Annotated in this window: 11 protein-coding genes and 1 pseudogene; 9 read left to right on the top strand and 3 right to left on the bottom strand. The window is 46.3% G+C overall.

What is annotated here, in order from left to right:
• Nucleotides 1-9 precede the first annotated feature (9 nt).
• A complete protein-coding gene (locus tag M3194_RS05070) occupies nucleotides 10-1,776 on the top strand; it encodes a sensor histidine kinase (protein ID WP_251652037.1) in 1,767 nt (588 codons plus the stop codon).
• Nucleotides 1,751-3,334 (top strand): response regulator, encoded by a 1,584-nt coding sequence (locus M3194_RS05065; RefSeq protein WP_251652036.1) that lies wholly within the window; start codon nucleotides 1,751-1,753, stop codon nucleotides 3,332-3,334. The genes M3194_RS05070 and M3194_RS05065 overlap by 26 nt, the downstream gene beginning before the upstream one ends.
• 1 nt (nucleotide 3,335) lies before the next feature.
• Here M3194_RS05065 and M3194_RS05060 read toward each other — a convergent pair whose 3' ends face one another.
• Nucleotides 3,336-4,151 carry an AraC family transcriptional regulator gene (locus tag M3194_RS05060; protein WP_251652034.1) on the bottom strand — a complete coding sequence of 272 codons (816 nt, stop codon included), beginning with the start codon at nucleotides 4,149-4,151 and terminating at the stop codon, nucleotides 3,336-3,338.
• Nucleotides 4,152-4,498: 347 nt separating this feature from the next.
• On the opposite strand from M3194_RS05060, the gene M3194_RS05055 reads away from it, so the two are divergent.
• From M3194_RS05055 to M3194_RS05045, 3 genes are all read left to right on the top strand, one after another.
• On the top strand, nucleotides 4,499-6,178 hold the full coding sequence (locus M3194_RS05055) for a type 2 periplasmic-binding domain-containing protein (protein ID WP_251652032.1): 1,680 nt from the start codon (nucleotides 4,499-4,501) through the stop codon (nucleotides 6,176-6,178).
• Nucleotides 6,179-6,288: 110 nt separating this feature from the next.
• A complete protein-coding gene (locus tag M3194_RS05050; protein WP_251652030.1) occupies nucleotides 6,289-7,194 on the top strand; it encodes an ABC transporter permease in 906 nt (301 codons plus the stop codon).
• Nucleotides 7,195-7,213: 19 nt separating this feature from the next.
• A complete protein-coding gene (locus M3194_RS05045) occupies nucleotides 7,214-8,122 on the top strand; it encodes a carbohydrate ABC transporter permease (RefSeq protein ID WP_251652028.1) in 909 nt (302 codons plus the stop codon).
• A 143-nt stretch (nucleotides 8,123-8,265) separates the two neighbouring features.
• Here M3194_RS05045 and M3194_RS05040 read toward each other — a convergent pair whose 3' ends face one another.
• Entirely contained in the window at nucleotides 8,266-10,281 is a 2,016-nt protein-coding gene (locus tag M3194_RS05040; protein WP_251652026.1) for a beta-galactosidase, read from the bottom strand.
• A 145-nt stretch (nucleotides 10,282-10,426) separates the two neighbouring features.
• On the opposite strand from M3194_RS05040, the gene M3194_RS05035 reads away from it, so the two are divergent.
• Nucleotides 10,427-11,260 (top strand): AraC family transcriptional regulator, encoded by an 834-nt coding sequence (locus M3194_RS05035; protein WP_251652024.1) that lies wholly within the window; start codon nucleotides 10,427-10,429, stop codon nucleotides 11,258-11,260.
• A 56-nt stretch (nucleotides 11,261-11,316) separates the two neighbouring features.
• Nucleotides 11,317-11,847, top strand: coding sequence for a phosphotransferase-like protein (locus tag M3194_RS05030; RefSeq protein ID WP_251652022.1), 531 nt, complete (start codon nucleotides 11,317-11,319; stop codon nucleotides 11,845-11,847).
• A gap of 9 nt (nucleotides 11,848-11,856) precedes the next feature.
• On the opposite strand, the gene M3194_RS05025 is transcribed toward M3194_RS05030, so the two are convergent.
• Nucleotides 11,857-12,705, bottom strand: a complete 849-nt coding sequence (locus M3194_RS05025) for an AraC family transcriptional regulator (RefSeq protein WP_251652155.1) — start codon at nucleotides 12,703-12,705, stop codon at nucleotides 11,857-11,859.
• A gap of 192 nt (nucleotides 12,706-12,897) precedes the next feature.
• On the opposite strand from M3194_RS05025, the gene M3194_RS05020 reads away from it, so the two are divergent.
• Both M3194_RS05020 and M3194_RS05015 read left to right on the top strand, forming a co-directional pair.
• Entirely contained in the window at nucleotides 12,898-14,355 is a 1,458-nt protein-coding gene (locus M3194_RS05020; protein ID WP_251652020.1) for an alpha-L-fucosidase, read from the top strand.
• Nucleotides 14,356-14,514, top strand: a pseudogene (locus M3194_RS05015) (sigma factor-like helix-turn-helix DNA-binding protein); the annotation flags it as partial. It lies immediately after the preceding gene.
• Between the last annotated feature and the right edge of the window lie 124 nt (nucleotides 14,515-14,638).

The following is a 14,638-nucleotide window of genomic DNA, read 5'->3' as shown; positions in this document are numbered from 1 at the left end:
GTAATCGCGATGATCAACAAGGAACGAAGTCTCTTTTCCAAATTGGTAGGGGCACTTATTTTGCTGCTGGTTCCCGTATTAATTGTCTCCGTATATTCAAATCGGGTTAACGAACGCGTGATTACTCAGCAAATCAAGGAATCGAGTACAGGCCGCGTATCGACGTTAGCCGCCCAGATGGATCATATCATTATGCAGATGGAAACATACTCTCAAATGTTGATCAGAGATCCGAATGTCATTGAGTTTCAAGACTTATCTCTGCTGACCAACAGTTATTATGAACAGGTGAAAAGAAAGAAAGTGATCCAGGACAAGCTCTATTTGCAAAGCGCTTCTACAAACTGGGTTAATGATATTACCGTTTATTCCCCCCATACGGGTGAAACATTGTCTACCGTTCACGGCATTCGTTACGAGACCGATCGGCTGGAAAAATTAAGCCGGGAGAATTGGAATTTCGTATGGAACGTCAGCGGTTCGGGTGATAAGGGAAGGATCATACACCTGACCTATGAACCCCATATAGCAGGAGGGAACGGCATAAGCCAAGCCAATTCCATTATCGAAATCAGCTTTGATATGAGCAACGTTATTCGCTTGCTGGATCAATTTCAGTCGCAAGGCAGCGGAGATGCTTTGTTTTATAAAAATAAAGACGATTATCTAGCCGCCAATTCGATTCCGCCGACGCTTCTTAAGGAAGCTTTGTCGTTATTAAACAATACCGGACTTCATGGAGAAGGGGATATTACCTTATACATGAGCGGCATATCCTATCTGCTTGCGTATTCCAAAGTAGAGTCTCTTGATGGGTATGTGGTAAATATCGTTCCGCTGCACGATATACTGACACCGCTAAGAAAGAGCAATCAATTTGATTATCTTGTGCTTGGTTTATTGCTTATTGTTGGCATTGCCGTATCATGGATTCTGTACCGCAATGTTCAAATGCCGCTCCGTGCATTGGTCAAAGGCGTGCAGCAGATCAAAATGGGACAATACAAATCCAGAATTTTGTTCCAGGCAAGCAACGAATTCCGGCTGATTATTTCCAGATTTAATGAAATGGCGGATCAAATTCAGACGCTTATCGAGAATGTGTTGGAGCAGAAGCTGCATGCTCGCGAAGCTGAGCTGAAGCAGCTGCAGTCCCAAATTAATCCGCACTTCCTGTACAACAGTATCTCTTATATGATAAGCATGACCAAGCTGGACAAGAAGGAAGCGGTACTTCAGATGGCCTATCATTTGTCGGATTACTACAGGTATTCGACGCATGTGGAGCGTCAGTTGGTGGATTTAGGCGAGGAGCTGAAGAATGCCAAGGATTATTTGGAGATTCATCGTTTGCGCATGAAGCGCATTAATTATGTCATTCGGGTTGATCCGGACATGATGAATGTGAAGGTTCCGCGATTGTTCCTGCAGCCCATTGTTGAAAATGCCCTCATTCATGGAATTGAAAACCTGGAGGATATCGGGCTTATCACAATAGCGGGAAGTTATAGTGACGGGAAATACAAGATAACAGTCGAGGATAATGGGGGAACCATGACGCACGAACGGCTGCAGTCGCTCAAAAGATTGTTAGTTGGCCGGTTTGGTGAAGGGGCAGACAGCTGCGGACTGCAAAATGTAAATCGGCGGCTTCAACTTCGATACGGCGAGGATGCCGGACTGCACCTGTCCATCAATCGAGAATCTGGACTTCGTGTGGAATTGCGTTGGAGAGAGGAGCCGGAGAAGGATGAAGCTGTTAATCGTAGACGATGAAGAGCACTTGGTCGAAAGTATCGCTGCTATCCAAGCTTGGGAAACAATAGGCATAACTAAAGTGCTCTCGGCATATTCCGGAAAGCAGGCCCTTCTTGTCATGGAAGCTGAAGCTGCCGACATTGTCATTACCGATATCCGCATGCCGGGGATGAATGGCATTGATCTAATCAGAGAGATTAAGAATAGTTGGCCAGAGACAGAGTGCCTGCTGCTTACCGGACACGCGGAATTCGATTACGCGCAGCAAGGGTTAAAGAATAAAGCCTCTCATTATTTGCTCAAACCGGTGAAGGATGAGGAACTGCTCGCTGCCGTGCGGGAAGCTGCCGATTACTTGCAACAGGAGCAGGAGCGAAAGCTTGCATACCTGCATTCCCAATCCATGATTCATCTTAATTTGCCTGTCCTACGTTCCAATCTGCTGAATAATTTAATTCAAGGACGAGCTTTGCAGGAGAAAAAGCTGCAGGAGCAGTTTCGTTTGTACGGAATTTCGATCGATATGGAGTATCCGGTATCCCTCATTTTGATACGTTTGGAGGACCGAGGTCGGCGGTACGAGCCTTCTGATATGTCCATATTAGGGTATGCCGTCTCGAATATTGCGGAGGAGCTGCTTCTCCATAACCGGTATAACTATTGGAACTGTGAAGATTTGTACGGTCATCTATTGTTCGCTGTCCAGCCTCAGAATCATAACCCCGAACAGTCGCATCTATTCGATGAACTAGGCGATCAAATGAAAAGAACCGTTAATGAACTGCTGCATCTGACGATAACGGTCATCCTTTCTCCCCCGGGTTCTTTGCCGTCTCAAAGTGAAGAAATGTATCAGCGGTGCCTGGCAACGATACGCTCGCAAGTTGATCAAGAAGGCGATTATACCGTTCGATTGGGAGCGGATAACGTGCGGCCTGCGTCTCATGTGGTAGCTTCTTTGTATACGCCTCCGCTGCTGCCTCATTTGCTGGAAGCGGGCAAGTGGGAGGCGGCAAATGAAAAGCTGCAAGAGGTATTCCTGGAGTGGAATGAGAAATACAGCGGTTCAAATGAGCATTTATCAGAAATTTACTATTCGCTCAAGTCCGCGTTTTCGTATTTCGTTCATAAGAACGGAGGGCTTCTCGCCGACTATCGGCTGCAAGAATCACGAGAAGTGAAAAGCCTAGGCGACCTGGAGTACTGGGCTATGACCATGCTGAGCAAACTTCGCGAACAGTTGAATACGGAATTATCGGATTCCCGGCATTCCATTGTTGCCCGGGTTCATCAATATGTGCAGGACCATTTATCGGAAGATGTGTCCTTGCAGGCCATTGCCGACCACGTGTATATGCATCCTACGCATTTGTCCAAAGTATTCAAGCGCGAAACGGGAGAAAACATTTCCGAATATTTGCTTCGTTTGCGAATGGAGAAAGCTGTCTTTCTGTTGAAGGACAGCCGTTACAAAGTGTACGAAATTGCAAGCATCCTGGGCTATAAGAACCCGACTTATTTTATCAAAGTCTTCAAAGAGCAGATTGGAGTAACGCCGCAGGAATTCAGAGAGTAGCTTAGTTAAGATCCCTGTAACTCTGCGGCGTAATGAATTCATTCTTGCGGAATGTGGATACAAAGTGGCTAGCGTCCAGAAAACCCACTCTTAAAGCGACGGCTTTAACGGTGAGGTTTTTTTCGTTGATCAGCAATTCCTTTGCCTTCTGAATTCTTAAGTGAATGAGATATTGATAGGGGCTCATGCCCGTTGCCATTCGGAACAAGTAATTCAGGCGTTGCGGGCTAACGCCGGTATAATCGGCTAATTGGTCTAGTCCAAGAGACGGATCCGAATAGTTCTCCTCCAAGTATCGGATTAATGGAATGACACGAGCGGTATGCTGGGAAAAGGAGCGCTGGTTATCCACTTGTCCCGAGCGCTTCAGTTCCATCAGGAAGCGGTAGACGAATGCCGAGCCGTCTATTCCGTTAAATTCGAAATGGCTTCTTGCTAGATTTCGGCTTCTTTTGTGCAAGGTGGATAATCGAGAATGAGACTCCCAGCTGATCGCGGTGCAAGTCGCGAGACCAAGCGAAGACACGAGAATGGAGGCCATATTCCCATTAAAAGTAATATACCAGGTTGACCAAGGGTAGGATGTCGTCTTGTAACGGTGCGGAACGTTGGGGGGAAGCAAGATGCCCTGATTCGGACCGAGAATAATGGTTTTGCCTTCGCATTCAAATTGTCCTTCTCCGCCTGTCGTCTGCAGCCAATGATAACAGTGATAGCCATGGGGGCGTATGAATTCATCCTGCCATTCATTCCATCCCAATAGTTCGATATAGATGGGCAGAGTCCGGTCAAGAGCGGTGACTAACATTTGTTTCATATAGTGCTTCATGGCATCTCTACTTTCATTTTTTTATATCATACTTGCATTATACCTGATTTTCCTTCCGTGATCCATCTTATATAATTTATATAAGAAATGACTAGTCGGGCATAAATTGCAATTAAATAAGCCTAATTATCTTTTTTTGTAAGTGCTTACATATCTTTAGTCCCGGGACTCTATTTCAGAGCTATATTTTGTGTTGAAGAGTTATGAAATAGAATTATTTTATATATCAAATTAATAGAATATTCAGACTTATGAAGGGAGTGATGTTGTTTCTGAATAACCCGGTAGGGCTGGAAGATGCATTTGCTGAACAAATTCAATAAAGGGGTGCCCAAATGAATAAGAGAAAACGAATAGCCGCATTTTTAACCTTCGTTATGGTTTTGTTGATGCTTGCCGCTTGCTCGCAAAACAATGGTTCAGGTCCTGCAAAAAATTCAGGCTCGCCAAATGTAAAAGGTACAAACTCAGAATCAGCATCAGAGCCGGTCACCGTAAATTTATTTGCAGGGACATCCAGCTTTAACGGAAATTTGGACAGCAACTGGTTCACCGAATATGCGGAAAAAAACTTTAATATGAACATTAACTGGATTACGGTTCCGAATACCGACGTAGCAACAAAACAGCCTCTTCTGCTTGCAAGCGGCGACTATCCTTCCGTGTTTTGGGCCGGTTCTTTCAGTAACGAGGATTTGCTTAAATATGGACAGCAAGGCGTGTTTGTTCCGTTAAACGATTTGCTGAAAGCTCATGCGCCTAATGTATGGAATGCGATTGAGAATACGCCTGCTCTTAAGCAGGGAATCATTGCGCCGGACGGCAACATATATGGCCTGCCATTCTACAATTATTGCTTGCATTGCTACTATTCCAGCAAGCTCTGGGTGTATAAACCGTTCCTGGAGAAGTTCAACCTGAGCATGCCAACCACGACAGATGAGTTTGAGCATATGCTGGAGGTATTCAAGGAAAACGGCATTTTGCCGCTGACGGGTTCCACGGATGGCTGGAATTCAGATCCGACAACATTTCTGATGAATGCCTTTGCTTACAATGATGGCGGTAGCTTTTTGCGCGTCACGGACGGCAAGGTTGAGCTATCGGCCATTCAGGATGAGTGGAAGCAAGGGCTGGAATATATGAACGGATTATATTCGAAGGGCTTAATTAGCAGCGCGGCGTTTACGCAAACCAATGACGTGCTAAGCAAGCAGGCGATTAATCACGAAGTCGGAGTCGTGCCTTGGGGCTGTATGAACTGCGTGGTTGGCGCTGATCATATGAGTGATATTGTGAACTGGGAGACGGTTCCTCCTCTTAAGGGGCCAAATGGCGTCTCGTATGCGGCATTCAGCGGCAACGGTGTAAGCGGGGCTGTATTTGCGATAACCAACAAAGCTGCTGAGGATGAGAAAATCGCGGTTATGAAAATGCTGGATTATATTTGGACGACGGAAGGGACTACGATTACGGATTACGGCCCTGAAGGGGAGTATTGGACAAAGGCCAAGGACGGCGAAAAAGGATTAACCGGAAATCCCGCCTTGTTCGACATCAATTTCCAGCCTCCAACACCTTTCACTTGGGGTTGGAATCAGCTCGGACCTATTTATCAGTCGGAAGAATGGCGTAACAGCATTGTTGCCAAGCCTCCTTTTTCCGCGGACGGATCTGGTTCAGAGGCACTGCTGCAATACTATACGGAAAAGGATTACAAAGGAAAACAGCCGAAGGAAGTCGTTCCTGCATCCATCTGGATCGATCCTAAAGATTCACAATCGTATTCTCTCTTGAAGACCAATATCAATAACTACGTAAAGCAGTGGACAGCCGAGTTTATTGTCGGCAACAAATCGATTTCTAAGGATTGGAAGTCCTATGTTGATGGTGTTAAGAAGCTTGGTCTGGATCAATATCTTTCTATTACTCAGAAAGCCATGGTGAAGCCTTTTGATACTAGCGGCTTCCAACGAGATGAGACTGTCATTCAGAACTTGGAGTCGCTCAAATAAGTCTAAAAGCTTCAGTACATTGGACATACCGAGAGAAGCTCACGAGACAGGTGTCATCCTCCTCGTTGCGGGGGGATGACACAATTTATTTTAAAGAAGGAATGATAGGAATGAAACGGAGTATTGCTCTAAAGAGACATTGGCCTCTATATGCCATTATCGCTTTGCCAACTGCCTTCTTAATTGTATTCAGCTATTGGCCTATGCTGGGGGTACAAATCGCCTTTCGTAACTATAGCCCGGTATATGGAATATGGAAAAGTCCTTGGGTTGGATTGCGGCAATTTGAGTTATTTCTTACTTCTCCCTATTTTTGGCCACTTGTAAAAAATACGCTGTCTTTAAGCGTATATTCGCTCGCTGTTTCGATTCCTTGTTCCATTCTTTTGGCTATCGCGTTAAACGAAGTGCGGCATGCGCGCTTCAAGAAGACGGTGCAGATGTTCACTTACGCTCCTTATTTTATCTCAACCGTTATACTGGTGGGCATGATTCAGATCATCCTCTCTCCTACAAGCGGACCACTTGCTCTTTTGTTTCATTTACTCGGAGATACCAATCCGCCTAATGTATTGGCGAGCGCAAATGGATTCTCGTCCACATATGTCTGGTCCGGGATCTGGCAGGAAACCGGATACGGAGCCGTCATCTATCTTGCGGCGCTAGCAAGCGTAAATCCGGAGTTGTATGAGGCAGCCAAAATAGACGGGGCAACCCGATTGCAAAAAATCCGGTATATTGATCTGCCGGGAATCCGGTCAACCATTATTATCTTGATGATTCTAAGCGTCGGAGGATTATTAAGTGTAGGCTTCGAAAAAGTGTATCTGCTGCAGAACAATCTTAATCTAAGCCGGTCGGAGATTATTTCAACTTATGTGTATAAAGCGGGTCTTGTAAATGCTGATTTCAGTTTTGCTGCCGCTATTGGTTTGTTTAATGCCATCATCGGATTAATCCTGATTTCTATCGTCAACTATACGGCCCGGAAAGTATCGGACAACAGTTTATTCTAAGTAGAGAGGAGAGCTTCTAGTGAAACAGATATCCGCAATCCGGGAATCCAAACAAGACCGTATATTTTTATTCTGTGTATATGCTGGCCTGAGTCTCGTCCTCGTCATGGTCCTGTACCCGCTTATTTATATTGTCAGTTCATCCTTTAGCTCGGCAGCGGCTGTGCAAAGCGGTAAAGTATGGCTATGGCCGGTTGATCCAACGCTGGATGGTTATATTGGCGTATTTAAGTATAATGCGGTCTGGACAGGCTTTGCTAATTCCATTTTTTATACAGTAGGCGGGACTGTATTAAGCGTAGCGCTAACCATTATGATGGCGTATCCCTTGTCGAGAAAGGAAATGGCAGGGCGTAAAATATGGATCTGGGCCATTTTATTTGCCATGCTCTTCAACGGGGGACTTATCCCCTTTTATCTTGTGGTCAAGGATCTGGGGATGCTGGATTCGCCACTGGCCTTAATAGTGCCAACAGCGCTAAATGTCTTCTCTATTATCATAGCAAAAACATTCTTTCAGACCTCATTGCCGAATGAAATCTATGAGGCGGCACAGCTTGATGGGTGCGGAGACTTTAAATTTATGATCAGCATCGCTATTCCGTTGTCAAGGCCAATTCTGGCTGTTCTGGTACTATGGGCCGCAGTAGGCCAATGGAACTCCTATTTTAATGCCCTGATCTTCTTGAATTCGCAATCCCTATACCCGCTGCAGCTTGTTTTGCGACAAATACTGGTTGAAAATAAAATTGACTATTCCGGCATGTCGGCAACGCTTGACGCGCAAAAGCTTGCGCTGATGCAAAATATGGAGACACTGTTGAAGTATTCGCTTATTGTTATCACAACAATTCCGATATTAGTGATTTACCCCTTTGTGCAGAAACATTTTGTTAAAGGAGTCATGATAGGCTCGGTGAAGGAGTAGTTAGTATTGTAGTATTGGAGTTGGTAGCTCCAAACTCGTAAATTTTGGGAGATAGTAGGCCGTCCTGGAAATTACTTAGAGGCTGCCGGCTCGAGAGGCAATAAAAAAACCGCCGTAAATCAAGGCGGTTTTTCTTACTTGTATCATCTCTTTAATAAAACGTGTGCGGCATAAGGCTCCAGAATAATCCGTTCTTCAATCATCGCCCCGCTTAAAGCATCTTCGAATACGCCGCTCAATTCCACTTCGATAGATTCGTTCTTGTGATTGAGAAGCATCAAATAATGTTGGCCATCCTTGGTTCTCTCGACCGCTTCGACTCCATCATAATTCTGGGGCAAGCTCCGGGTGATACCTTCGCGGTCAATAATTAAGTTCATCAGGTTATCCATTGCGGCATCGTCTAGATCGCAACCCACATAATAAACATGGCCTTTGCCGAAAGCGTTGACGGTGACGGCAGGGGTCCCTTTGTAATAATGGCTATTATAGCTTGCCAGTGTTTGTGCTCCTGTAAGCTTCAGAACGTCGCACCAGACAGAAGCGGTCCCTTCTCCGAAGGAACCGTTAATGCTAACCGTTCTTCCAAAGTTTACGGAATCAAATTCCTCCAGTTCGACTCCGGCCAGCTCGCTGAACATACCGGGGAAGGTCAAGGTGGTCATCTGATTGTTCCATGTACGCGTACCCGAGCGGAACGTAATAAGCAGGGATCCTCCATTTGCTACGTAAGTCTTGCATTTTGCCGCGATATCTTCCGTCATCAGATTGAAGGCTGGCATAAGGACCAGCTTATATGGAGTGAAGTCCGTATCCACACCAGTGACATCCAAGCCAACATGATTTATGGCCATGGACCTGTAGTAAGAATCCAACAGGCCTCCATACGAGAATTTCTGATTGTGCGGCTGCGCCCGATGGCTCCACGCGTTGTCGTAACTCTTAACGAGTGCCACGGAATTGCGATTCGTCGCATCGACGATCAGATTCGACAGCTGTGCCATCTCGCTGCCAATACGGGTAATTTCCCTGTAACGTCTCCGGCCGATGCCGTCATGATCTAGAATTCCATGCCAATATTGTTCAATACCAACCGTACATGCCCGCCACCGGAAGTAGACCATAGCTTCTGCTCCATGCGCGATCGCCTGATAGGTCCATAGACGCACTTGACCTGGTTCCGGTGTGTCGCCCATCGAATGCCAACCGCAAGGTCCGCTCTGTTGTTCCATCATCCAGAAATTTCGTTGTTTAATGCCTCGCATTAGATCGTGCGCCATTGAAACTGCTGTCGGCGTGGATTTTGCCCACATATGGTTTGGGTAATTATCCCAACTGATAAAATCAAGATCTTGGCCCAGATCAAAATAATTCAATTCGCTGAAATGGCCCATGAGATTGTGTGTGATCGGTAAGGTGCTGAATGCACGGATTTCGTCAATTTGAATGCGCTGATACGATACTGTAGCATCGGAGAAGAAACGCTGATAGTCGAGCAGCATGCCGGGATTATGATTATATGGCGTGGACAGCAACTGGTTTGAGCCTCCGTTTTGGCTAAACCCATCACTCGCGGAATATCGGGGCAGAATGATCTCTTCCCAATTTCGATAGGTGTGGCTCCAAAAAATCGTTCCCCATTCTTCATTCATTTTCTCGATTGAACCATACTTGTTCCTAAGCCAGATTCGAAACGCATTCAAGTCGCTCTGGCAATAACAAGCACCGCCGAACTCGTTGTCTATCTGCCAGGCAACAATGTGCTCGTTATCCTTATAGTGTTCCGCCATGGCCCGGGCGATTTTCTTGGAGTAGTCGCGGTATATGGGATGATTTAAGCAATAATGCCTCCGCGTTCCGAAGCCCTTCGTTAAGCCATAGACATCCACCGGATACATATCCGGATGTTTGTCCATCATCCATTTGGGTGCTGCGGCAGTGGGCGTCCCAAGAATAATCTTCATTCCTTCGCTTGCCAGAATATTAATCGAACGATCCAGCCAGGAGAAGTCATAAATCCCCTCCTCCGGTTCCATTTTGGCCCAAGCAAATTCCGCTAATCTGACGATATTGATATTCGCTTCATTCATCATCTTGGCATCGATCGGCCAACGCTCCTCCGGCCAATGCTCGGGATAATAATCTACACCGAAATACATGCGAAAGATCCCCTTCCCAACTAAATATGTTAGTATTATGCTTAAATAAAATTGAATAGCTTTATTATAAACATTGTAAAAGAGAGGGTAAATCCGAATAATTTGATCAAACGTATTACAATTATGCTATTTTGAGGTGAATCAAATGAGGATTAATCATTTTTTGGCTCCACCCCGCTTTACCCGATTCTTCTGCTATCCTGACTCTTTCGGTCATTATTTTGATGATCCGACGCATAAGGAGAATCGTGAGGCCGGACAGCTTGATTCGTATAATTGGCATATCGTGCGCGGCGGCAGAGGGTATTTGGAAATCGGTGGCGAGATCGTGGAACTGCAGGCAGGATCCGGCTTCCTCTATGGTCCGGGTGTCAAACAATGTTATTATGCCGATACGGAGGAACCGTGGGACATCCGATGGGTGCATTTCAACGGAGCAGGAATTAAAGAGCTGCTTCAAGGCAAAGGGGAAAGCGAAGCTTGGATATTCTCTTGGAAGAATGCGGAACGATTGGATGTGCTGTGGGGAAAGCTGCTTACCTGTGGCGTCCCTTCTCTGCAAGGAGGGGAGGCGCGGCTATCGGCGCTGCTTTATGAGATGCTCGCCGAGCTCGCTCTGAACGCAGGGGATACCCTAGGAGCACCTTCGCATGGACAGAGGAGCGAGCTTATCGAGGCAGCGGAATGGATTCGCACCCATAGCGAGCAGCCTTTAACGCTGGAACAAATGGCGAATCAGGCTGGTTGCAGTATCTCTCATTTCAGCAGACAGTTCCATTCCTTAATCGGAAAGACGCCAATAGAGTTTCTCACAGAGTGCCGTATCGTACATGCTAAAGCACTTCTTGTCTCGACCGAATTATCCGTGAAGAACGTAGCCGATCAAGTGGGTTTCGCCAGCAGTGCTTATTTTATTCAACGGTTCCGGAGGTCGGAGAAAATAACCCCTGAGCAGTTTCGTCAGTTAAGACGTGGATAACTGCGGGGATAATCTGTTCTCTCAATCCATGTATCATGCCAAAGAAGGAGTTTACTATGATTAAAGGTAAGGTTATCCTGTTGAACGGTGTTTCAAGTTCAGGCAAATCTACAATAGCAAAACTACTGTCGGAAAAATTACCAAATTATTTAGTGTTGGGATTTGACGATCTAGGTAGTTTACTATCAAAAATGCGTAACAATAAAAAAGAACCTTCGACATGGGACATTATAAACAAACAAAACTATGACCTGCATTTTTTAACATTTATACTGCACAGACTGACTAAAGTTATCTCGGAATATTCTTTTAACATTATTATTGATACTGTTTTAGACGCGGAAAGCGATGCCGTGGATTTTTTAGAGCAGTTCAAGGACGAAGATGTATTATATGTCGGCGTGCATTGTCCGCTCGAAGAATTGGAAAGACGTGAACGCGTTCGTGGTGATAGAACTATCGGCATAGCAAAGGAACAATTGAAAATTGTACATCAAAATATGAAATACGACGTTGAGATCAATACATACGAGAATTCAACGGAAGAATGCGTATCAAAGATATTGAATGCCTTGAAAATTAACTAAACTGTCTATCTACTGTATAGTAGGCACAATTGTTCGCGCCCGATAAGCGCTTGGCGTTAATCCTTGCCGTTTTTTAAAATGCGACGTGAACGACTCGGAAGACTGATATCCGACTTGTTCGGAGATTTCGCCGATTGTCAGCAAGGTTGCATCAAGCAGGCGAGCGGCTTCCTGCAGACGTGCTTCCAGCAGCTTTTCACGCAGAGACATCCCGTATTGCTTGTGAACCGCACGTTCGGTTTGCCTGACGCTAAGGCCGAGCTGATCGGCAAGCGTTCTAATCGTGATATGCTTATAGTTATACAAGATGTTGTTCTCGATCAGTACCATTCTTTTATCATCCAAAGTCTTCAGTGGAGCAGTCTGCAACGTCGGCCGATTGTTCGTATAGTTCCGGACAAGTCCGATGACGATCTGCTCCAATTGGATCGTTATGTTACGCCGATAACCTATTGAGCGGGTATTTATTTCCCAAGCCAGCTTCTCGAAAACATGCTGCAGTTGCCGACTGTCCTGTCCAATCCAGAATGGCGTTTCCAAAAACAATCGCGCTATTTCGCGGATATCTTCGGAATCGCCGCCGCTTCTCCCGTACAACCGTTCATGGTGATTGCGCCCGCTCGGGAGCGCCTCGAAGAAAATACAATACTCAAACATCGGATCGGATGGATCCGTAATTTGCTCATGATCGATACCAGGTCCCGTCATGTATAAGCTGCCGGGCGAAAGCGGGAATTCTCTTCCTGTCGCAATCAAGCGCCCGTGTCCGGACGGAATGTAATGGAGCTCATAGCTGCCGTTGCTGTGACGATGTTCGGGCATGGAATGGTAGAAGAACCCGGATTTAATATATAGCACGTTCAAAACAAGCCTCCCAAGCGAAAGCTTGAGATCTAGATTATCTAATTGAATCATCGGATGCCCCATCGGCAGTCCTCCTAGCTGCGCTATTGCGACATATTTGTCCTAATGGACGTCGCATTTACCCGTATTCCGAGCTATTCCGGCTCGCTATGATTGGATTATAGCACACGCGGAAGGAGTGTAAGGATGGATAGAAATGAATATTTAAAACGAATTGACGAGAAGGTCGCATCGGGCAACTTCAGCGACGACTGGGATTCGCTCAGCGGTTTCCGTATTCCGGAATGGTACAAGGACGCCAAATTCGGCATTTTCATTCACTGGGGCGTCTACGCCGTACCGGCTTTCGCCAATGAGTGGTACCCGCGAAATATGTATATCCAAGGCACGCGAGAATTTGATCATCACCGCGCGACCTATGGCGATCATCAAACGTTTGGTTATAAAGACTTTATACCGCTCTTCAAGGCGGAGAAGTTTAATGCAGCCGATTGGGCCGAATTGTTCGAGCAAGCTGGGGCTCGGTATGTCATGCCCGTCGCGGAACATCACGATGGTTTTCAGATGTACAAAAGCGAATTGTCAAAATTTAATGCATTCGAGATGGGACCAAGGCGAGATGTGCTGGAAGAGCTGAAATCAGCCTTAGAGGCAAGGGGATTAGTTTTTTCCATATCGTCTCACCGGGCAGAACATTGGTTTTTCATGTCGCATGGCAAAACGTTCGAGTCGGATATCCGTGAACCGCTTGCGTGCGGCGATTTCTACTGGCCTTCGATGCCGGAACCCGATCATCAGGATTTGTACGGTTCCCCGCCGAGTAAGGAATATTTGGAGGATTGGCTGCTTAGGTGTTGCGAACTGGTCGACCGTTACCGGCCCAAAATCTTTTACTTCGATTGGTGGATCCATACGGCAGCATTTAAGCCTTATCTCAAGAAATTCGCGGCGTACTATTATAATCGCGCGGCCGAGTGGGGATATCAAGGCATTATCAATTACAAGCACGATGCTTTCAAGTTTGGTTCCGCGGTTCTTGATATCGAACGGGGCCAATTCGCCGATCTGCAGCCGTTCTATTGGCAGACCGATACCGCCGCAGCGCGCAACTCTTGGTGTCATGTCGAGGGGATGGACTACAAATCATCCGTTGAGATTATTCAGGATCTCGTCGATGTCGTGAGCAAAAACGGCAATCTGCTGCTCAACGTTGGCCCCAAAGCCGACGGTACGATTCCGGAAGACGACCGGCGTATTCTTCTTGATATCGGCGGCTGGCTGAAGACGAATGGTGAGGCGATCTACGGAACCACATTCTGGCGAAAGTTCGGCGAAGGGCCTACGGCAGTGGAGGAAGGACAGTTCACGGACGGCAAGGCGAAATTGTTCACCAGCGAAGACATCCGATTCACGATGAAGGGGAGCGCTTTGTATGCGCACGTTCTATCTTATCCGGACGATGGAATCGTGAAGATCAAATCGTTGAAGGAGCGGGCTCACCATTTCCACGGCATCATCCGCGAAATCAATGTTTTAGGGTTTGATGAAAAGCCGGTATGGGAAAGAACCGATGAGGCGTTGATAATCCGAACGAGAGAGGTGCGGGGCCCCTATCCTGTTGTCTTCCGAATTCATGTTGATTAAGACGAGCGGGAGCAGGAAGTGAGTCGCGACCGCTTCGGCCTGGATCATGGCGGAGATGAGCGGACGCAGAGGGAGATTGCGAAGGAGCTGGGCATTAGCCGGAGTTATGTGTCCAGGATTGAGAAGAGAGCGCTCATGAAGCTGTATCATGAGTTTTAAAAGGCGAAGAAGTGACTAGGGAAGAATTCTCAGATTGAAGCAAAGACAATCCACTCTTTGAGGTGGATTGTCTTTTTGTCATAGATCAAAGTGGGATCCTGCGATACGGATTCATATATTTGTA

Source organism: Paenibacillus glycanilyticus, from assembly GCF_023715145.1.
Classification (GTDB): Bacteria; Bacillota; Bacilli; order Paenibacillales; family Paenibacillaceae; genus Pristimantibacillus; species Pristimantibacillus glycanilyticus_A.
The sequence above is the reverse complement of the archived record's forward strand: the minus strand, read 5'-3'. Positions and strand labels throughout refer to the sequence as shown.